Source organism: Micromonospora echinospora (assembly GCF_014203425.1).
Taxonomy (GTDB): Bacteria; Actinomycetota; Actinomycetes; order Mycobacteriales; family Micromonosporaceae; genus Micromonospora; species Micromonospora echinospora_A.
In genome coordinates, this window is the sequence record NZ_JACHJC010000001.1 from 2264531 (window position 1) to 2283243 (window position 18713).

Sequence of the window (18713 nt, forward strand, 5' to 3'; positions counted from 1 at the left end):
ATCGACGGAGGAGGTCGGGCGAATGCGGTGTCCGTACTGCCGGCACGCCGACTCCCGGGTGGTCGACTCGCGGGAGGCCGACGACGGCCAGCTCATCCGGCGGCGACGGTCGTGCCCGGAGTGCGGCAAGCGGTTCACCACCGTCGAGGAGGCGGTGCTCGCGGTGGTCAAGCGCAGTGGGGTGACCGAGCCGTTCAGCCGTACGAAGATCATCGGTGGGGTGCGCAAGGCGTGCCAGGGGCGGCCGGTCGACGACGACTCGATCGCGCTGCTGGCACAGAAGGTCGAGGAGACCGTACGGGCCAAGGGGGCGGCCGAGATCCCCAGCCACGAGGTGGGCCTGGCCATCCTCGGCCCGTTGCGTGACCTCGACGAGGTGGCCTACATGCGGTTCGCCAGCGTCTACCGGTCCTTCGACTCGCTCGCCGACTTCGAGCGCGAGATCGAGACGCTGCGGGCCGCCGCGCGCGCCCGGGAGGGCGCCGGTGCTCAGGCGGCCGACGCCGCCGGCGCGATCAGCTGACATTTTCGGGTTTCTGACAGATACACGAGGCGCGGTGGGTGACCGTGCCGACGAGGGGGGCGAGGGCGTGACGACCAGTAAGTCACGGAACAAGGCCGGGGCGGGGCTGAAGATCGAGCGTGTCTGGACGACGGCGGGGGTGCATCCCTACGACGAGGTCGCCTGGGAGCGCCGCGACGTCGTCATGACGAACTGGCGGGACGGCTCGATCAACTTCGAGCAGCGCGGGGTGGAGTTCCCCGAGTCCTGGTCGGTCAACGCGGCGAACATCGTGACCACCAAGTACTTCCGGGGCGCGGTGGGGACCCCGGAGCGGGAGTGGTCGCTCAAGCAGCTGATCGACCGGGTGGTCGAGACCTACCGCACCGCCGGTGAGGAGTACGGCTATTTCGCCAGCCCGGCCGACGCCGAGGTGTTCGCGCACGAGCTGACCTGGATGCTGCTGCACCAGGTGTTCAGCTTCAACTCGCCGGTCTGGTTCAACGTCGGCACGCCGTCGCCGCAGCAGGTCAGCGCCTGCTTCATCCTGGCCGTCGACGACTCGATGGACTCCATCCTCGACTGGTACAAGGAGGAGGGGCTGATCTTCAAGGGCGGCTCCGGCTCCGGCGTCAACCTGTCCCGGATCCGCTCCTCCCGCGAGCTGCTCTCCTCCGGCGGCAACGCCTCCGGTCCGGTCAGCTTCATGCGCGGCGCGGACGCCTCCGCCGGCACCATCAAGTCCGGCGGCGCCACCCGGCGCGCGGCGAAGATGGTCATCCTCGACGTGGACCACCCGGACATCCAGGAGTTCGTGGTCACCAAGGCGCGCGAGGAGGACAAGATCCGCGCGCTGCGCGACGCCGGGTTCGACATGGACCTGGGCGGCGCCGACATCGTCAGCGTGCAGTACCAGAACGCCAACAACTCGGTCCGCGTCTCGGACGAGTTCATGTCCGCTGTGGAGAACGGCGGCGGCTTCGACCTGCGCGGCCGGCTCGACGGGCAGACCATCGAGACGATCGACGCCAAGAACCTGTTCCGCGCCATCTCCCAGGCCGCCTGGGAGTGCGCCGACCCGGGCCTGCAGTACGACGACACCATCAACGACTGGCACACCTGCCCGGAAACCGGGCGGATCACCGCGTCGAACCCGTGCTCGGAGTACCTGCACCTGGACAACTCCTCGTGCAACCTGGCCTCGTTGAACCTGATGAAGTTCCTCCGCGCCGACGGCGGCTTCGAGGTGGAGAAGTTCGTCAAGTCGGTCGAGTTCGTCATCACCGCGATGGACATCTCGATCTGCTTCGCCGACTTCCCGACCGAGAAGATCGGTGAGACCAGCCGCGCCTACCGGCAGCTCGGCATCGGGTACGCCAACCTGGGCGCGCTGCTGATGGCCTCCGGCCTGCCGTACGACTCGGAGCACGGCCGGGAGGTGTCCGCCGCGATCACCTCGCTGATGACCGGCACCGCCTACCGCCGTTCCGCCGAGCTGGCCGGCATCGTCGGCCCGTACGACGGCTACGCCCGCAACGCCGAGCCGCACAAGCGGGTCATGCGCAAGCACGCCGCCGCCAACGACGCGATCAAGCCGACCGGCACCGTGGCCACCGCCGTGCAGCGCGAGGCGACCAAGCAGTGGACGCTGGGCAACAAGCTCGGCGACAAGTTCGGCTGGCGCAACTCGCAGGCCAGCGTGCTCGCCCCGACCGGCACCATCGGCCTGATGATGGACTGCGACACCACCGGCGTCGAGCCGGACCTGGCGCTTGTGAAGTTCAAGAAGCTGGTCGGCGGCGGCTCGATGCAGATCGTCAACCAGACCGTGCCGCGCGCCCTGCGCAGCCTCGGCTACCCCGAGGAGCAGGTCGAGGCGATCGTCGAGCACATCGCCGACCACGGCCACGTGGTGGACGCCCCGGGCCTCAAGCCGGAGCACTACCCGGTCTTCGACTGCGCCATGGGCGAGCGGTCGATCGCGCCGATGGGCCACGTGCGGATGATGGCGGCGGTCCAGCCGTTCATCTCCGGCGCCATCTCCAAGACGGTCAACATGCCCGAGCAGGCCACCGTCGAGGACGTCGAGAAGATCTACTTCGAGGGCTGGAAGCTCGGCCTGAAGGCGCTGGCGATCTACCGGGACAACTGCAAGGTCGGCCAGCCGCTGTCGGTTGCCAAGCCGAGCAAGGGCGCCGTCGAGACCCAGGCCCCGGCCGCCGCGCCGGAAAAGGTCGTGGAGAAGGTCGTCGAGTACCGCCCGGTGCGCAAGCGACTGCCGAAGAAGCGCCCCTCGGAGACCATTTCGTTCTCGGTCGGCGGCGCGGAGGGCTACCTCACCGCCTCGTCCTACCCGGACGACGGCCTCGGCGAGGTCTTCCTCAAGATGTCGAAGCAGGGCTCGACCCTGGCCGGCGTGATGGACGCCTTCTCGGTGGCCATCTCCATCGGTCTCCAGTACGGCGTCCCGCTGGAGACGTACGTCAGCAAGTTCACCAACATGCGCTTCGAGCCGGCTGGCATGACCGACGACTCGGACGTGCGGATGGCCGCCTCGGTGATGGACTACATCTTCCGTCGCCTGGCGCTGGACTTCCTGCCGTACGACCGCCGTGCCGAACTGGGCATCTTCACCGCCAAGGAGCGGGCCGCCCAGCTCGCGGCCGAGGCGGAGGCGGAGGCGAGCGGTGCGGACCTCACCGCGATGGCCTCCTCCGCCCCGGTCGAGGCGCCGGAGCCGAAGACCGGTCCGATCGCGCAGCCGGCGCAGGAGATGGCCGACGTCGCGGCCGCCAAGCCGGCCCCGGCCGTGGGTTCCAGCACCGAACTGCTGGAGGCCGTGATCAGCAAGGCCGCCGACGCGCCGCTCTGCTTCACCTGCGGCACGAAGATGCGGCCCGCCGGTAGCTGCTACGTCTGCGAGGGCTGCGGCTCCACCAGCGGCTGCAGCTGACGACCGACCGAAAACGCGAGCGCGGCAGGGATTTCCCTGCCGCGCTCGCGCCTGTTTTGGCGAGTCGGACTCAGCGCAGGGTACGGAGGAACACCTGCCACGGCTGACGCCCAAAGCGTAGAACCGGGCCGCCTGCATCCTTGCTGTCGCGGACTTCTACTGCCTGGTCGGCGTATCTCGCTTCGACGCAGGCTCCGTTGGTGCCGCTCCGGGTGCTCTTGCGCCACTGCGAGTCCACGTCCGCCTCCTACTCCACGGGCAGCGCGCCTCGGATCGCTTCGATCATTGCCGCCGAGTCGGTTGGCGACAGGGCCGCGGCGCGCAGGCTGTTGAACACCACCGTACAGCGGCGTACATCCTCGCCCTCCGCGTAGAGATCACCCGTCAGACCCTCGATGTAGACCACGCTGGGGCCGTCAGCGAAGTTGAGGATGTGGAAGCTAGACAGCATGGAAGCGTAGGCACCTTCCCGGAACGGGATCACCTGGACCGTGACGTTCCATCGGCTGCCGGCGTCGAGCAAGGCGGTGAGCTGGTCGGCCATGACGGCTGCGCCACCGATCTGGCGGTGCAGGACTGCTTCGTCCAGTACAGCCACCAGGCGGAGTTTCCCCGATGAGATCAACTCTTGGCGGTGCGTCCGAACGGCGACTCGCCTCTCGACCGCCTCGGGTGAAGGTTCGAAGGCGTCCTCCGCCATCATTGCCCGCGAATACGCCGGTGTCTGGAGCAGGCCCGGCACGACAAGCGTCTCGAAGGTCTGCACCTCCTCGGCTGCGGATTCCAAGCCGATGTACTGCCGATACGACGAGGGCAGATCCCCGTACTTCGCCCACCAGCCGCGCTGCTTCCCAGCGCGCGCCATCGACAGCAGCGTGTCGCGCAGTTCGGCATCGGTGACGCGGTAGCGATCAAGCAGCGCGTTGAGCGCAGGGCCTTTGATGCCGACCCGACCGGCCTCGATGCGGCGCAGGGTGCTCGCGGTCACCTCGATTGCCGCCGCTGCTTCCTCGGCGGTGACATCAGCCTGCTCTCGCGCTTTGCGTAACTGCGCCCCGAGCTGGAAGCGAACGAAGGTCGGACTCTCCATGCCGGTGATTGTGCCGCCCGGCCGACGTGCGGCGGACACGCGACACGCCCGCGCGACATGCGCGCCCATCGTTGACTGACTGAAAATGCGCGCGCAAAATTAGCTGCGCATGAGCAACGTAGGAGGCGGCATGCGTACACGTGTGTCGTACGAGGACTACGTGGTGGCGGTCGCGCTGACCCTCGCCCGGCGACACCGCCCGGTGTGGTCCTGGCAGCGGTGGCGGCGGATCTGCCGCTGCGGTGCGGAGCTGCCGTGCCGCGCACGCCATCGCATCCCGATCCGTCGCGGCCACTGGCCGGGAGAGGAGCAGACGTGACGGAGCCGCAGGTCCAGCAGATCCTGTCGGTACACGTACCCGGCATCGACGGCTTCTGCGCGGGGTGCCGGGCATGGTGGGCGCGCCTGTGCCCGTACCCCTGTCAGCAGGTCGAATGGGCGGCCCGCAGGCAGGCGCGGACCGCCACCCGGCGCTTCCTGGACGGCCTCCGGTGACCACCCACGGGCCGGTTCTTCCGGTGTGGAGCTGCGGTGGGTGTGGTGCCCCGTGGCCCTGCCCGACGCGGCGTCGTGAGCTGCGGGCCGAGTTCTCGGGAGCGCCGGTGTCGTTGGGCTTGTACATGGGGTCCTATCTGGTGTGGGCGGCGGAGGATCTGACCTGGGTGCCGGCCGGGGTGTTGCATCAGCGCTTCCTCGGGTGGGTGCGATGAGTGTCATTCGGCCGGGCGACGAACGGTTTCATTACTGCGACGGCTCGCACCGGTGGGTGCCGCTCGATCCGGACTTCGACCAGGAGGTCTGGGAGGCAATGGTGCGCGAGCACCAGCAGCGGCACCTGGAGGAGATCTCGCGAGGACTTCGTCCCCGTCGGCCCAAACGGCCGTAGGTGCCCACTGTCACACCCCATGGCGTACGCGAGCTGGAATGCTCGGGGGATGAGCACGACCGACATCTATCGGGCGTTCGCCGAGCGCGAGGCGCGCGGCGTGTCGCCGGCGTACGAGCGCTTGTCGCGGGCGGTGGCGCGCGACCGAAAGCTGCTCGCGCTGCTCGACACGCTGCCACCGGCCAAGCGTCAGCCGAACCTGCTGTTCGGTGTGGTGCGGCTGGGCGGCGGGCCGGTGGACGACCCGGCTGCCTTTCGGGCGTACGTGCTGGCGCACTGGCCGGACGTGGCGGCGCAGATGCGGGTGCGGGCGACGCAGACGAACGAGGCCGGCCGTTGCGCGGTGCTGCTTCCGGTGCTGGCGGCGTTGCCGCAGCCGCTGGCGTTGCTGGAGGTCGGCGCGTCCGCCGGATTGTGCCTCTACCCGGACCGGTACGCCTACCGCTACGGCGACCGGCGGGTCGGCGACGGCGAGCCGGTGCTCGACTGTGACCTGACCGGCGCCGAGCCGCCGCAGCGGCTGCCGGAGGTGGTGTGGCGCGCCGGGCTGGACGTGAACCCGCTCGACGTCACCGACCCGGCCGACCTGGCCTGGCTGGACGCGCTGATCTGGCCGGAGCACCGGCACCGCCGGGACCGGCTGCGCGCGGCGGCGGCGGTCGCGGCGGCCGATCCGCCACTGCTGGTACGCGGTGACCTGGTGGACGACCTGCCGGCGCTGGCTGAGCAGGCTCCGCCCGGGGCGACGCTCGTGGTGTTCCACAGTTCGGTGCTCTACCAGGTGCCGCCGCCGCGCCGGGAGGCTTTCACCGCGCTGGTGCGGACGCTGACCGGCCGCTGGCTCGCCAACGAGGACCCGTCCGTGCTGCCGCACGCGGCGCTACCGAAGCCGCCGGGCGACGGCTTCCACAACGTCCTCGCCCTCGACGGCCACCCCCTTGCCTGGACCAGGGGCCACGGCCAGGCGATCACCTGGCTCCCGACCCCGACCTGAGCGCGTGATCATGAGGTTGGCGGCGCGACACGCCGGCGCGACGACCGTCAGCCTCATGATCAACGGGGCGGTGCGGGCGCGGGTGGGGGACTAGGGTCGGCGGGTGTGAGTGAACCTGGGTGGCTGGTGGAGACGCGGGCCGCCTACGACACCGTTGCTGAGGACTACGCGCGGCTGCTGCCCGATGTGGTGGAGCCACCGCTGGACCGGGCGCTTCTGACCGCGTTCGCCGAGATGGTCGGGCCGGGTCGGCCGGTGCTGGAGGTGGGCTGCGGGACCGGGCGCGTCACCGCCCACCTGCACGGGCTCGGCCTCGACATCAGCGGCGTCGACCTCTCGCCCGGCATGGTGGCGGTGGCCCGGCGGACGTACCCGGATCTGCGCTTCGAGGTCGGCTCGCTGACCGAACTGACCGCGCCGGACGGGTCGCTGGCCGGGCTGGTCTCCTGGTACTCGCTGATCCACCTGCCACCGGACCTGCTGCCCGAGGTGTTCGCCGGCTTCCACCGGGTGCTCGCCCCGGGTGGTCATCTGCTGCTGGCGGTGAAGGCCGGCGACCGGCTTGACCGACGGCAGCAGGCATACGGCCACCCCGTCGGGTACGACGTCTACTGGCTGTCGCCGGAGCGGCTGGCCGCGCAGCTCGCGGCGGCCGGGTTCGCGGTGACGGCAACGACGGTCCGCGCGCCGGCCGACGGCGAGCGGCAGCCCCAGGCGTTCCTGCTCGCGCACCACGACTGAACCGGACGCAGCTCGACCGAGTCGCCGACCTCGACGGGAAACGGGCCGGCAGCAGACGGTCAGGGCCGGCGCGGAGTCACCGAGATCTGCTCGGCGATCGCGACGACCTGGTCGACGGAGAGCCGCAGCGGCGCCTGCAGGTTGACCACTGCCCCGCCGGGCACCTCGGTCTGCAGGAACCAGAAATCCTTGGCGCGGATAAGATGGGCTTCCCGGCCGCCCACCGTGACCCTTCGCTCCTCCCGGGCTCCCATCACGTTGCGCAGCAGGTCCGGGTCACGGCGTGGAACCACCTGCACGGTGAGCGTCTCGTCGGGGGAGTCGCCCTGCAGGGTCAGGATGGTGTCGTCCTTGAACGTGGCGACCCGCCAACCGCGCGGCGCCAGCCGGACCCGCAGCGGCACCTGCTGCGGCTCGTCGACGACGTGCTCGGCCAGCCGGAGCAGCGCCGCGTCGTCGGCGAAGATGCCGTGCCCGGTCAGCGACACCCACTGACCGGGCCTGCGTTCCCACGACATGTCGAGCCGGCGCGGTCCGCCGGGGTTCGGCTCCTCGTAGATCTCGGCCGGGCGGCCTGCGACGGCCACCGGACGCGACGTCGTCGCGATCCGTGGCGGTCGGCTGTCCCAGACGAAGAGGTAGACGTCGTCGGTGGCGCTGCGGGACAGGTACACGGCGAGGAACTGGCCCGGAGCGTAGCTGTAGCGAGGTGGGCTCAGCGTCGCCGGCCGCGAGCGCAGGGTCAGCGGAAACTCCGGGATCGTCGCAGCCACCAGGGTCAACGGCTCCACCGATCGATCGAGCGGACGCACCGCGAGGCCTACGCCCGCCCCGGCTGCTACCGCGGCCCCGGCTGCCACCAGGAGCGTCCGCCGCCGCAGCGGCGGGACGGTCCGGCGTACGGATGCGGCGGCGAACTCGCCGGCGAGGCGGTCCCTCGCGAGGCGGAGCGTCTCGGTGGACGCTTCCGGGGCGTCCGGTCCGTGCGTACGTAGCAGGTTGATCTCGTTCATGTCGGCTCCTCTAGGGCGAGCGCGAGTCGGGTGAGTCGGCGGGCACGGTGCAGGCGGGAACGGACGGTGCCGAGCGGGATGTCGAGCACGGCGGCGATCTGCTCGTACGACAGGTCCGCCCACGCGGTGAGCAGCAACACGTCCCGGTCCCGCCGGTGCAGCGAGGCCAGCGCCAGGGCCAGGTCCCGGCGTAGTGCGCCGGCGTCCAGTCGGTCGATCGCGTCCTCGATCACCGGCGGTGCCAACTCGCCGGCGGCGAGCCGGGCCAGCGCGCGGTAGCGGCGTTCCTCGGTCCGCACGTGCCGGCGCACGAGGTTGGTGGCGATCCCGAAGAGCCACGGCCGTACGCCGACGTCCGAGGTGTATGACGCCCTCCGCCGGAATGCGACCAGGAAGGTCTCGGCCAGTAGGTCGTCCGCCGGCGGACCGATGCGGCGAGCCAGATAGCGGTGCACGGGGACGGCATGCCGGTCGAACAACAGCCCGAACCGCTCCGGCTCGGCAACGGACGCGCGGATCACATCGTCGTCCGACGGCTCGTCGGGCGGCCCGACCCCGGGATGTTCCCGCTCGTGGGCCTCGGCCCGGCGCATCTTGTTCGTCACATCCGTTCATGCCCGGTCGACGCGGACCGGTTCACGGCGCAACCGCATCCCGTCGTAGTGTCCCTCCCGGACAGCAGGCGCGACGGGAGCTACCAGCGTGGGCACCCAGGGCGCCGCGCGAGGGTACGGGGAGGCCGCTCCGTAGACTCCAGCGGTGCGTGACGAGCTGGCGGACCGGCCGCTTACCGAACCGCACCCGTCGCGGCTGTCGCCGGATCACCAGGGGCGGGAGCGGATCCTGGCCGTGCACGCCGCTGCCCTGGCCGCCGGGGAGGCCGGCTATCTGGACCCGGAGACCGGGCTGTTCGTGCTCAGCGCGGGATTTCTCGCCCGGCGCGGCACGTGCTGCGGGCGCGGCTGCCGGCACTGTCCGTACGTAACCGATTAGGGGCTTCCGTCCCCGCGCGGGCACGCCGTACGGTGTCCGACGGAACTCCGGCGGGTCGGACCCGCCGCCGACCGCGGAGGTCTCCCGTGCGTGCCCGAATCTGGCTGGCCGTGCTGGCCGTCCTGCTCGCCGCCGGCTGCGCCGAGGAGGCCCCGACGGTGGCCGTGCCGGCGGATCCGCGCCCGCCGGTCGCGGTCGCGGCGGCGTCCTCGGGCGGCGCCTGCCGCCTGCTCGACTTCGCGGTGATCGCCGAGCACACCGGCGGCGAGTTCGACGTGGCCGCCGCCACCGAGCGGGGCGACACGCACACCTGCGTGGTGCGCGCGGCCGGTGCGGTGCTGCCGGAGCTGACGCTGTCGGTGACCGAGACGTCGATCGACGCGGCCACGTTCACGCTCGACGTGCAGCCCAGCGGCGCCACGAAGATCACCAAGCTGGGTAAGGCCGGCTACCGGCGCACGCTGCCCAAGACCGCGAAGGCGGGCCCGGTCGCCGAGGTCGGCTGGCTGGCCACCGAGGGCCGGCTCGCCACGCTGCGCTGGACCGCACCCACCGGCGCCGCCAAGGCGGAGGCGGACAAGACGGCCGGCAAGCTGGTCACGCTGGCCAAGGTGATCGACACCCGCCAGCTCTGACCCGACGATCGGGTCAGCGGGCCGCGACGAACACCCGGGACGCCACCTCGCGGGGCAGGCGTACCCGGTCGCCGGAGCGGTCGATGGAGACGCCGTCGCGTTCCTGCGCCACAGTCACCGTCGCGCCCGGGTCGACACCGGCGGCGTGCAACTGCCGGAGCACGTCCGAGTCGGTCTGCACGCTCTCGCAGATGCGGCGCACCACGACCTGGCCGGACAGGCCGGGGAAGGCCAGGTTGCGCTCGCTCTCGCCGGCCTCGACCGGCGGCTGGCCGGGGTCGCCCAGCTCCTCCAGGCCCGGGATCGGGTTGCCGTACGGCGAGCGGGTGGGGCGGTTGAGCAGGTCGAAGACCCGCTTCTCCACCGCGTCGCTCATCACGTGCTCCCACCGGCAGGCCTCTTCGTGGGCCTCCTCGTAGGGCATCCCGATCACGTTCACCAGCAGCAGCTCGGCCAGCCGGTGCTTGCGCATCACCGACACGGCGGTGGTGCGGCCGGCCGCCGTGAGGCTCAGGTGCCGGTCGCCCTCGACCGTGAGCAGGCCGTCCCGCTCCATCCGCGCGACGGTCTGGCTGACGGTCGGGCCGCTCTGCTTGAGCCGCTCGGCGATGCGGGCACGCAGCGGCGGCACACCCTCCTCCTCGAGTTCGAGGATGGTGCGCAGGTACATCTCGGTCGTGTCAACAAGGTCGTGCTTCACGTCAGCGGCCTCCCGGGCTCCGATGGTACCCGTTACCACCGACCATCGACGGCAGGCGAAGCCGGAGGTCGCGGCCCGGATGGTGTTGACTGGACCGCATGTCCGCCACCGCAGACCTGCTGGTCGAGCCCGACCGGCTCGCCGCCGAACTCGATCATGCCGATCCGCCGACCCTGCTCGACGTCCGCTGGCGGCTCACCGGCCCGCCCGGCCGCGAGGACTACGCGGCCGGTCACCTGCCCGGTGCGGTCTTCGTCGACCTGGACACCGAGCTGTGCGGGCGGCCCGGCGCCGCCGGCCGGCACCCGCTGCCGGACCCGGCGGCGTTGCAGGCCGCGCTGCGGGCGGCGGGCGTCCGCGCCGGTCACCCCGTCGTGGTGTACGACGGGGGCGACGGCATGTCCGCCGCCCGGGCCTGGTGGACGCTGCGCTGGGCGGGCCACCGGCAGGTGCGGGTGCTGCACGGCGGCTACCCGGCCTGGACGGCCGCCGGCCTGCCGGTCGACACCGACGTACCCGCCCCGGCGCCGGGCGACGTGACGGTGGCGCCGGGCGCGCTGCCGGTGCTGGACGCCGCGCGGGCCGCCCGGCTCGCCGCTGCCGAGCCCGGGGTGCTGCTCGACGTACGGGCCGAGCCGCGCTACTTCGGCGAGCACGAGCCGGTCGACCCGGTCGCCGGGCACGTGCCGGGCGCGGTGAACCTGCCCGCGCCGGAGTACGTCACGCAGGGGCGGTTCCCGGACGCGGACGCGCTGCGGGAACGGTTCGCCGCCGCCGGGGTGGACGCGGGCGCGCCGGTCGGGGCGTACTGCGGCTCCGGAGTGACGGCCGCGCAGGCGGTGCTGGCGCTGCACCTGGCCGGCCGTGCGGACGCCGCGCTGTACGTCGGCTCGTGGAGCGAGTGGGTGGCCGACCCGGACCGTCCGGTCGCCACCGGCGGCACGTCCGGCCGGTGAGCGTACGTCAGGTGGGCGCACCCCGGCCCACGTGCGACGATGGCCGCATGGCCGACGACACGGTGGTGGTGTGGGACGAGGCTCTCCTCACCTACGACATGGGCGACCATCCGCTCGACCCGGTCCGGGTCGAGCTGACCATGGCGCTCGCCCGTGAGCTGGGCGTGCTGGACCGGCCCGGCGTGCGGCTGGTCAAGCCCGAGCCGGCCGACGACGCGCTGCTCACCCGCGTCCACGATCCGGCCTATCTGGACGCGGTGCGGGCCGCGCCGCGCGACCCGCTGTTCGCCGGGTTCGGCCTGGGCACGTCGGACAATCCGGTCTTCGACGGCATGCACGAGGCGAGCGCGCTGATCGCCGGCGCCACGGTCGCCGCCGCCGAGGCGGTCTGGCGCGGCGAGGCCCGCCGTGCGGTGAACGTGGCCGGCGGGCTGCACCACGCGATGCCCGCCCGCGCCGCCGGCTTCTGCGTCTACAACGACCCGGCGGTGGCGATCGCCCGCCTGCTCGACCTCGGCGCGCAGCGGATCGCGTACGTGGATGTGGACGTGCACCACGGCGACGGCGTACAGGAGATCTTCTACCGCGACCCGCGGGTACTCACCATCAGCCTGCACGAGACGCCGCTCGCGCTGTTCCCCGGCACCGGCTTCCCGGACGAGACCGGCGGGCCGGGCGCGGAGGGCACCGCCGTCAACGTGCCGCTGCCGCCCGGGGTCGGCGACGCCGGCTGGCAGCGCGCGTTCCACGCGGTCGTGCCGTCGGTGCTGCGCGCGTACCGGCCGCAGGTGCTCGTCACCCAGTGCGGCGCCGACGGGCACCGCAAGGATCCGCTGGCCGACCTGCGCCTGTCGGTGGACGGGCAGCGGGCCACCTACCGCACGCTGCGCGCGCTCGCCGACGAACTGTGCGACGGGCGCTGGATCGCCACCGGCGGCGGCGGGTACGCGCTCGTCGAGGTGGTGCCCCGGGCCTGGACGCACCTGCTCGCGATCGCCACCGGTGAGCCGATCGACCCGGCCACGCTCACCCCGCCGGGGTGGCGGGACCTGGCCGCGCGGCGGCGACCCGGGCACGAGGTGCCGCTGCGGATGACCGACGACGTCGACCCGTCGTACCTGCCGTGGCAGCCCAGCGGTGAGCCGAACGCGGTGGACCGGGCCGTCGCGGCCACCCGCAAGGCGGTCTTCCCGCTGCTCGGGCTCGACCCGCACGACCCGCGCGACTGAGCCGGCGGCAGGGAAGGACCGACCGGTGACCACCGTCGAACAACCCGTGGACGTGCTGCTCAGCGACGGCACGACCGTCCAGCTGCGACAGATCCGTCCCGAGGACGCGCCCGAGATCGTGGCCATGCACGGCCGCTTCTCCGAGCGCACCCGCTACCTGCGCTACTTCTCGCCGTACCCGCGCATCCCGGAACGTGACCTGAAGCGCTTCGTCAACGTCGACCACCGCGACCGCGAGGCGTTCGTGGTGCTCGCCGGCGAGCGGATCGTCGCCGTCGGCCGGTACGAGCGCCTCGGCCCCGCCTCGCCCGAGGCCGAGGTGGCGTTCGTGGTCGAGGACGCCTACCAGGGCCGGGGCATCGGCTCGGTGCTGCTGGAGCACCTGGCCGACGCGGCCGGGCGCAACGGCATCGTGCACTTCGTCGCGGAGGTGCTGCCCGCGAACGGCACCATGCTGCGCGTCTTCGCCGACTTCGGCTACCAGGTCCAGCGCCAGTACGCCGACGGCGTGGTGCACCTGAGCTTCCCGATCGCGCCGACCGAGGCGACCCTGGAGGTGCAGCGCGGCCGGGAGCACCGCACCGAGGCGCGCTCGATCGCCCGGCTGCTCGCCCCGCGCGGCATCGCCGTCTACGGCGCCAGCACCACCGGGCAGGGCGTCGGCGCGGCGCTGCTCGGGCACCTGCGCGACGGGGGGTTCACCGGCGCGATCGTGCCGGTGCACCCGAGCGCGTCGACAGTGGCGGGGCTGCCCGCGTACCCGTCGGCGGCCGACGCCGGTCAGGACGTCGACCTGGCGGTGGTGGCGGTCCCGCCGGACGCGGTGACCGACGTGGTGCGCGACGCCGCACGCGCGGGCGCGCACGGGCTGGTGGTGATCTCGGCCGGGTTCGCCGAGTCCGGGCCGGCCGGCGCGGCAGCGCAGCGCGCGCTGGTCCGCGCCGCGCACCTGGCCGGCATGCGGGTGGTCGGACCGAACTGCCTCGGCGTCGCCAACACCGACTCGGCGGTACGCCTCAACGCCACGCTCGCCCCGGTGCTGCCCGCGGCGGGCCGGGTCGGCGTGTTCAGCCAGTCCGGCGCGTTCGGGGTGGCGCTGCTCGCCGAGGCGTCCCGCCGTGGGCTCGGGCTGTCCAGCTTCGTGTCGGCCGGCAACCGGGCCGACGTGTCCGGCAACGACCTGCTCCAGTACTGGCAGGACGATCCGTCCACCGACGTCATCACGCTCTACCTGGAGACGTTCGGCAACCCGCGCAAGTTCGCCCGGCTGGCCCGGCGCATCGGCCGCAGCAAGCCGGTGGTGGCGCTCGCCTCGCTGGCCCGGCCGCCGGGCGTGGGGGAGGCGCCCGCGCTGGACGCGGCTGCGGTGAGCGCGCTGTTCGCCCAGTCCGGCGTGATCCGGGTGGACACCGTGTCCGAGCTGCTCGACGTCGGTGTGCTGCTGGCGCACCAGCCGTTGCCGGCCGGGCGGCGGGTCGCGGTGGTGGGCAACTCCTCGGCGCTGACCGGGCTGGCCGCGACCGCCTGCGCGGCCCAGGGGCTGGCGGTGGCCGACGGGTACCCGCAGGACGTCGGGCCGAGCGCCGGGGCCGCCGCGTACGCCGCCGCGCTCGGTGACGCCGTGGCCGACGAGCGGGTGGACGCCGTGGTGGCGGTGTTCGCGCCGCCGTTGCCGGGGCAGCTCGCCGACCCGGTGGCCGACTTCGCGGCGGCGCTGCCCGACGCGCGGGTCACCGGCAAGCCGGTGGTGGCGACGTTCCTCGCCGGACTGGTGCCGGCCGGGGTGCCGGCGTACCCGAGCGTCGAGGAGGCGGTGCGCGCGCTGGGCCGGGTCACCGCGTACGCCGACTGGCTGCGGCGGCCGCCCGGTGTGCTGCCGGAACTGCCAGACGTGGACCGGACGGCGGGGCACGCCGCGCTGCGTCCCGACGGTGCCGACGCGGCGGCGCTGCTGCGCGCGTACGGGATCGACGTGGTGGAGTCGGTCCCCGCCGGCACAGCCGGGGAGGTGCTGGCGGCGGCCGAGCGGCTCGGCTGGCCGGTGGCGCTCAAGGCCGCCGCGCCCGGCCTGCGGCACCGCCTCGACCTGGGCGCGGTACGCCTCGACCTGGCCGACGCCGCCGCGCTGCGCCGCGCGTACGCCGAGATGGTGCCGGTGTTCGGCGCGGAGGTGCTGGTCCAGCCGATGGTCGCGCCCGGCGTGGCGTGCGTGGTGGAGCTGGTGGAGGATCCGGCGTTCGGGCCGGTGGTCGGGTTCGGGCTCGGCGGTGTGGCCACCGAGCTGCTCGGCGACCGGGCCTGGCGGGCGGTGCCGCTGACCGACCGGGACGCCGCCGAGCTGGTCGACGAGCCCCGGGCCGCGCCGCTGCTGCACGGGCACCGGGGCGCCGCGCCGGTGGACCGGGCGGCCCTGGTCGACCTGCTGGTGCGGGTCGGGCGGCTCGCCGACGAGCAGCCGCGGGTGCGGTCGCTCACGCTCAACCCGGTGCTGGCCCGGCCGGACGGCATCTCGGTGCTGCACGCCACTGTGCGCACCGGCGCGGAGGTCGCCCGCCCGGACACCGGCCCCCGCCGCTTGTAAGGAAGGGCCCCTTCTTAACGCCTCAGGTAGAGAAAGGGCCCCTTCTTAACAGCGCCCAGCCGCGCGCGGGCGCCGCAGCGCCCGACCGCGCGCGCTCCACAAGGCTCAGCCGCGTTCGGAGATCTGCTGCACCGCCCACTCGTTGCCGTCCGGGTCGCGGAGGAAGACGAAGCCGACGTTGTCCAGCGGATGCGGCACCGGACGCGGGTTCTTGCCGAGCACCTGGATCTCGCTCACGTCAACGCCCCGCTCGACCAGCTCGGCGTGCGCCCGTTCCAGGTCGGCCACGACGAGTTGCAGGCCCTTGAGTGACCCCGGCGGCATCTCCGGTACGACGCCACGGCCGAGCACTATCGAGCAGCCGGAGCCCGGGGGTGTGAGTTGGACGATCCGCCCCGCGCCGCCCAGATCCGTGTCGTGGTCGACGGCGAAGCCGAGCCGTTCGGCGTAGAACTCCTTGGCCCGGTCCACGTCGGAGACCGGTACGACTACCACTTCCAGCGTCCAGTTCACGATGTCGCTCCTGTCGTCGTATTGGTGTGCAGTACGGCCGTGAGCCGGTCGAACGCCTCGGCCAGGCCGCGGGTCATCGGGTAGCGCAGGACCGTGTCGCGGCCCTGCGTGGTGGCGTATCGCAGGTGGGTGACGACTGTGGTCCGGCCGGCCGAGCCGGTGAAGTCGTGGCGTACGAGCGTCTCGCCCGGGTAGGACTGGTCGTCGAAGAGTTCGGTGCAGACCAGGCGCGCCGGCACGTCGATCTCCCGGTACGTGCCGCCCTGTGCCATCAGGTCGCCCTGCGGCCCGCGGGAGACGAACCGCCAGCGCCCGCCCACCCGCAGGTCCACCTCGCACTCGACGAGGTGCCAGCCGCGCGCGCCCCACCAGCGCATCAGCAGCTCGGGGCGGGTGAATGCGGCGAACACCAGGTGCCGGGGGGCGGCGAAGTCGCGGCTGAGCCGGATCTCCCGGTCGCCGTGCAGGGTCACGGCCAGGCCGTTCACCGCTGCTCCCCGGCGGTCAGCTCGGCGAGCACCTCGTCCAGGCGCGCGTAGCTCTCGGCCCAGTAGTCCCGGTAGTCCGCCAGCCACGCGACGGCCTCCCGCAGCGGCCGGGCGTCGAGCCGGCAGGGGCGGCGCTGCGCGTCCCGGCCCCGGGTGACCAGGCCGGCGCGTTCGAGCACCTTGAGGTGCTTGGAGACGGCCGGCTGGCTCATCGCGAAGGGCTCGGCCAGCTCGGTGACTGTGGCCTCCCCGGCGGCCAGCCGGGCGAGGATGGCCCGCCGGGTGGGGTCGGCGAGCGCGGCGAAGGTGGCGTCGAGTAGATCCGGTGGCACGTTCATAACCTCCTGGTTGTGTAACCAGTCGGTTCTATACGGCGGGAGCGCCCAGGTCAAGCGCGACAGGCCCCGGCGAACCGCCGGGGCCTGTCGAGGTAGGGGTGGATCAGCAGGCGTACGCCTCCAGCCGGTTCGCCCGCTCCGGGTCGCGCAGCTTCAGCAGCGTCACCTTCTCGATCTGCCGGATCCGCTCCCGGGACAGCCCGAACTCGCGGCCCACCTCGTCCAGCGTGCGCTGCCGGCCGTCGTCCAGACCGAAGCGCAGCCGGATCACCGCCTGCTCCCGCTGGGACAGCGTGGCCAGCACGATGCGGACCTCGTTGCGCAACTCGCCGTTTGTGGCGGCGTCACCGGGCTCGGTACGCGGGTCGACGGCGGCGACGAAGTCGCCGAGCGCGCTCTCGCCGTCCTCGCCGACGGCCTGGTCCAGGCTGACCGGCTCCCGGTCGTAGGAGATCAGCTCGATCACCTGGAACTCGGGGATCTCCAGCGCCTTGGCCACCTCGCTCACGGTGGGCTCGCGACCCAGCGACACCGACAGCTCGCGGCGCACCCGGACCATCCGGTTGACCTGCTCGACCATGTGCACGGGGATGCGGATGGTGCGGGCCTGGTCGGCCATGGCGCGGGTGATGGCCTGGCGGATCCACCAGGTGGCGTAGGTGGAGAACTTGTAGCCCTTGGTGTAGTCGAACTTCTCGACGGCGCGGATGAGGCCGAGGTTGCCTTCCTGGATGAGGTCGAGGAAGGCCATGCCGCGGCCGGTGTAGCGCTTGGCGATGCTCACCACCAGCCGCAGGTTCGCCTCCAGCAGGTGGTCCTTGGCGGCGCGGCCCTCGGCCGCGATCAGCGCCAGGTCCGCGCGCAGCTCGGCGGAGACGGGGGTGCAGGTGGCCAGCTTCTCCTCGGCGAAGAGGCCGGCCTCGATCCGCTTGCTCAGCTCGACCTCCTGCGCCGCGGTGAGCAGCTTGGTGCGGCCGATGCCGTTCAGGTACGCCCGGACCAGGTCGGTGGAGACGCCGCGCTCGTCGGTGGCGTCGAGGTCCGTGAGGGTGACGTCCATGTCCTGGTGCTCGATCATCTGCTGGGTCATCTCTGTTCTCCCCGTGTCCGACGTGCCTACCGGTCCCGTGCCGCCCAGGCGGTGCTGGCCGATGACAAACAGCTTGGCGGTCGGGGCGTGAGACGGGAGTGAGGCGATCGGGGAACCGACAGGAATCCGGTGTGGAATCCGCGTGCCGCTTGCCCGGCGCGGTTACCGTGCCAGCGACCGGCCGTCGGGGCCGGACCCGTACGGACGATCGGAGAACGTGGTGGTCTTCAAGCGGCTCATGCAGGCGATGGGTGTGGGCGGACCGTCCGTGGAGACGGTGCTCGCCAACCCCAACTGCCGCCCCGGCGGTGTGCTGGAGGGCCGGATCCAGGTGATCGGCGGCGACCACCCGGTGGACGTCAGCTACGTCGCGCTCGGCCTGGTCACCCGGGTCGAGGTGGAGAGCTCCGACTCCGAGTACGACGTCAACCAGGAGTTCGGCCGCGCCCAGATGACCGGCCCGTTCCGGCTGGAGCCGGGGCAGCGTCACGAGGTGCCGTTCCGCTACCAGGTGCCCTGGGAGACGCCGCTGACCGATCTGTACGGCCAGCACCTGCACGGCATGACAATGGGCCTGCGTACCGAGCTGGAGGTGGCCCGCGCGGTGGACAAGGGCGACATGGACGCCGTGTCGGTGCATCCGCTGCCCGCCCACGAGCGGCTGCTGGAGGCGCTGCTGCGGCTGGGCTTCCGCTTCGCGCGCGCCGACGTCGAGCGTGGGCACATCTATGGCGTACGCCAGCAGTTGCCCTTCTACCAGGAGATCGAGTTCTACCCGGCGCCGCAGTACGCGGGCGCGATGAACCAGCTGGAGGTCACCTTCGTCACCGACCCGCAGCAGGTGCACGTGGTGCTGGAGCTGGACAAGCGGGGCGGCCTGTTCACCGAGGGCCGCGACGCGTTCGGACGGTTCACGGTGGACCACGCCACGGCGGACCGCACCGACTGGGCCGCCCATCTCGACGGCTGGCTGCGGCAGTCGCTGTCCCGCCGAGGGCTGTTCTCCTAGTC

General features: G+C 72.5%; 22 protein-coding genes. 13 read left to right on the forward strand and 9 right to left on the reverse strand.

Features of this window, described 5'->3' with window-relative positions:
- Window positions 1-22 precede the first annotated feature (22 nt).
- Both nrdR and FHU28_RS10775 read left to right on the forward strand, forming a co-directional pair.
- Window positions 23-523, forward strand: a complete 501-nt coding sequence (gene nrdR, locus FHU28_RS10770; RefSeq protein ID WP_073830207.1) for a transcriptional regulator NrdR — start codon at window positions 23-25, stop codon at window positions 521-523.
- A 34-nt stretch (window positions 524-557) separates the two neighbouring features.
- A complete protein-coding gene (locus tag FHU28_RS10775; protein ID WP_184683347.1) occupies window positions 558-3455 on the forward strand; it encodes a vitamin B12-dependent ribonucleotide reductase in 2898 nt (965 codons plus the stop codon).
- Between the two features lie 70 nt (window positions 3456-3525).
- Here FHU28_RS10775 and FHU28_RS10780 read toward each other — a convergent pair whose 3' ends face one another.
- Both FHU28_RS10780 and FHU28_RS10785 read right to left on the reverse strand, forming a co-directional pair.
- Window positions 3526-3693: a DUF397 domain-containing protein gene (locus FHU28_RS10780; RefSeq protein ID WP_116504904.1), complete on the reverse strand. Its 168-nt coding sequence runs from the start codon at window positions 3691-3693 to the stop codon at window positions 3526-3528.
- Window positions 3694-3702: 9 nt separating this feature from the next.
- Complete coding sequence (locus tag FHU28_RS10785; RefSeq protein ID WP_184683348.1) at window positions 3703-4545, reverse strand: DUF5753 domain-containing protein; 843 nt, start codon at window positions 4543-4545, stop codon at window positions 3703-3705.
- 130 nt (window positions 4546-4675) lie between these two features.
- Between FHU28_RS10785 and FHU28_RS10790 the strand changes: the two genes are divergently transcribed.
- The 5 genes from FHU28_RS10790 (at window position 4676) to FHU28_RS10810 (ending at window position 7166) form a co-directional block, all read left to right on the forward strand.
- Window positions 4676-4864, forward strand: a complete 189-nt coding sequence (locus FHU28_RS10790; RefSeq protein WP_184683349.1) for a hypothetical protein — start codon at window positions 4676-4678, stop codon at window positions 4862-4864.
- On the forward strand, window positions 4861-5040 hold the full coding sequence (locus FHU28_RS10795; protein WP_184683350.1) for a hypothetical protein: 180 nt from the start codon (window positions 4861-4863) through the stop codon (window positions 5038-5040). Before FHU28_RS10790 ends, FHU28_RS10795 begins: the two co-directional genes overlap by 4 nt.
- Before the next feature lie 211 nt (window positions 5041-5251).
- Entirely contained in the window at window positions 5252-5431 is a 180-nt protein-coding gene (locus FHU28_RS10800; RefSeq protein ID WP_013284758.1) for a hypothetical protein, read from the forward strand.
- A 49-nt stretch (window positions 5432-5480) separates the two neighbouring features.
- Complete coding sequence (locus FHU28_RS10805) at window positions 5481-6425, forward strand: DUF2332 domain-containing protein (RefSeq protein ID WP_184683351.1); 945 nt, start codon at window positions 5481-5483, stop codon at window positions 6423-6425.
- A gap of 105 nt (window positions 6426-6530) precedes the next feature.
- Window positions 6531-7166, forward strand: coding sequence for a class I SAM-dependent DNA methyltransferase (locus FHU28_RS10810; RefSeq protein WP_184683352.1), 636 nt, complete (start codon window positions 6531-6533; stop codon window positions 7164-7166).
- Window positions 7167-7225: 59 nt separating this feature from the next.
- Here the strand turns inward: FHU28_RS10810 and FHU28_RS10815 are convergent, their stop codons facing one another.
- Together FHU28_RS10815 and FHU28_RS10820 are read right to left on the reverse strand one after the other, a co-directional pair.
- Window positions 7226-8179 carry a hypothetical protein gene (locus FHU28_RS10815; protein ID WP_184683354.1) on the reverse strand — a complete coding sequence of 318 codons (954 nt, stop codon included), beginning with the start codon at window positions 8177-8179 and terminating at the stop codon, window positions 7226-7228.
- Window positions 8176-8772 (reverse strand): RNA polymerase sigma factor, encoded by a 597-nt coding sequence (locus FHU28_RS10820; RefSeq protein ID WP_184689418.1) that lies wholly within the window; start codon window positions 8770-8772, stop codon window positions 8176-8178. The genes FHU28_RS10815 and FHU28_RS10820 overlap by 4 nt, the downstream gene beginning before the upstream one ends.
- A gap of 166 nt (window positions 8773-8938) precedes the next feature.
- Here FHU28_RS10820 and FHU28_RS10825 point away from each other — a divergent pair, with 166 nt between their 5' ends.
- Both FHU28_RS10825 and FHU28_RS10830 read left to right on the forward strand, forming a co-directional pair.
- The gene (locus FHU28_RS10825) at window positions 8939-9172 is read left to right on the forward strand and encodes a DUF5522 domain-containing protein (protein ID WP_311773563.1); all 234 of its coding nucleotides are present in this window, start codon (window positions 8939-8941) and stop codon (window positions 9170-9172) included.
- A gap of 86 nt (window positions 9173-9258) precedes the next feature.
- Window positions 9259-9807, forward strand: a complete 549-nt coding sequence (locus tag FHU28_RS10830; RefSeq protein ID WP_184683356.1) for a hypothetical protein — start codon at window positions 9259-9261, stop codon at window positions 9805-9807.
- 13 nt (window positions 9808-9820) lie between these two features.
- Here FHU28_RS10830 and FHU28_RS10835 read toward each other — a convergent pair whose 3' ends face one another.
- Window positions 9821-10507: an iron-dependent transcriptional repressor DtxR gene (locus FHU28_RS10835; RefSeq protein WP_073830199.1), complete on the reverse strand. Its 687-nt coding sequence runs from the start codon at window positions 10505-10507 to the stop codon at window positions 9821-9823.
- A 98-nt stretch (window positions 10508-10605) separates the two neighbouring features.
- Between FHU28_RS10835 and FHU28_RS10840 the strand changes: the two genes are divergently transcribed.
- From FHU28_RS10840 to FHU28_RS10850, 3 genes are read left to right on the forward strand one after another with little or no spacing between them, the layout of a single operon-like run.
- On the forward strand, window positions 10606-11463 hold the full coding sequence (locus FHU28_RS10840; RefSeq protein ID WP_184683359.1) for a sulfurtransferase: 858 nt from the start codon (window positions 10606-10608) through the stop codon (window positions 11461-11463).
- A gap of 47 nt (window positions 11464-11510) precedes the next feature.
- On the forward strand, window positions 11511-12692 hold the full coding sequence (locus FHU28_RS10845; RefSeq protein ID WP_184683362.1) for an acetoin utilization protein AcuC: 1182 nt from the start codon (window positions 11511-11513) through the stop codon (window positions 12690-12692).
- A 25-nt stretch (window positions 12693-12717) separates the two neighbouring features.
- Window positions 12718-15273 (forward strand): bifunctional acetate--CoA ligase family protein/GNAT family N-acetyltransferase, encoded by a 2556-nt coding sequence (locus FHU28_RS10850; protein WP_184683365.1) that lies wholly within the window; start codon window positions 12718-12720, stop codon window positions 15271-15273.
- Window positions 15274-15378: 105 nt separating this feature from the next.
- On the opposite strand, the gene FHU28_RS10855 is transcribed toward FHU28_RS10850, so the two are convergent.
- From FHU28_RS10855 to sigB, 4 genes are all read right to left on the reverse strand, one after another.
- Entirely contained in the window at window positions 15379-15786 is a 408-nt protein-coding gene (locus tag FHU28_RS10855; RefSeq protein ID WP_184683373.1) for a VOC family protein, read from the reverse strand.
- Window positions 15783-16274 (reverse strand): SRPBCC family protein, encoded by a 492-nt coding sequence (locus FHU28_RS10860; protein WP_184683374.1) that lies wholly within the window; start codon window positions 16272-16274, stop codon window positions 15783-15785. The genes FHU28_RS10855 and FHU28_RS10860 overlap by 4 nt, the downstream gene beginning before the upstream one ends.
- Window positions 16271-16606 carry an ArsR/SmtB family transcription factor gene (locus FHU28_RS10865; protein ID WP_073830487.1) on the reverse strand — a complete coding sequence of 112 codons (336 nt, stop codon included), beginning with the start codon at window positions 16604-16606 and terminating at the stop codon, window positions 16271-16273. The genes FHU28_RS10860 and FHU28_RS10865 overlap by 4 nt, the downstream gene beginning before the upstream one ends.
- Window positions 16607-16715: 109 nt before the next feature.
- Window positions 16716-17702, reverse strand: coding sequence for an RNA polymerase sigma factor SigB (gene sigB, locus FHU28_RS10870; RefSeq protein WP_184683375.1), 987 nt, complete (start codon window positions 17700-17702; stop codon window positions 16716-16718).
- Between the two features lie 220 nt (window positions 17703-17922).
- On the opposite strand from sigB, the gene FHU28_RS10875 reads away from it, so the two are divergent.
- Window positions 17923-18711, forward strand: coding sequence for a sporulation protein (locus tag FHU28_RS10875; RefSeq protein ID WP_184689422.1), 789 nt, complete (start codon window positions 17923-17925; stop codon window positions 18709-18711).
- Window positions 18712-18713 lie beyond the last annotated feature (2 nt).

Excerpts from the sequence above, each read along its gene's own strand:
- nrdR (WP_073830207.1), top strand. The coding sequence starts at position 23 with ATGCGGTGTCCGTACTGCCGGCACGCCGACTCCCGGGTGGTCGACTCG.
- FHU28_RS10785 (WP_184683348.1), bottom strand. The coding sequence starts at position 4,545 with ATGGAGAGTCCGACCTTCGTTCGCTTCCAGCTCGGGGCGCAGTTACGC.
- FHU28_RS10790 (WP_184683349.1), top strand. The coding sequence starts at position 4,676 with ATGCGTACACGTGTGTCGTACGAGGACTACGTGGTGGCGGTCGCGCTG.
- FHU28_RS10800 (WP_013284758.1), top strand. The coding sequence starts at position 5,252 with ATGAGTGTCATTCGGCCGGGCGACGAACGGTTTCATTACTGCGACGGC.
- FHU28_RS10805 (WP_184683351.1), top strand. The coding sequence starts at position 5,481 with ATGAGCACGACCGACATCTATCGGGCGTTCGCCGAGCGCGAGGCGCGC.
- FHU28_RS10815 (WP_184683354.1), bottom strand. The coding sequence starts at position 8,179 with ATGAACGAGATCAACCTGCTACGTACGCACGGACCGGACGCCCCGGAA.
- FHU28_RS10820 (WP_184689418.1), bottom strand. The coding sequence starts at position 8,772 with ATGCGCCGGGCCGAGGCCCACGAGCGGGAACATCCCGGGGTCGGGCCG.
- FHU28_RS10840 (WP_184683359.1), top strand. The coding sequence starts at position 10,606 with ATGTCCGCCACCGCAGACCTGCTGGTCGAGCCCGACCGGCTCGCCGCC.
- FHU28_RS10845 (WP_184683362.1), top strand. The coding sequence starts at position 11,511 with ATGGCCGACGACACGGTGGTGGTGTGGGACGAGGCTCTCCTCACCTAC.
- sigB (WP_184683375.1), bottom strand. The coding sequence starts at position 17,702 with ATGACCCAGCAGATGATCGAGCACCAGGACATGGACGTCACCCTCACG.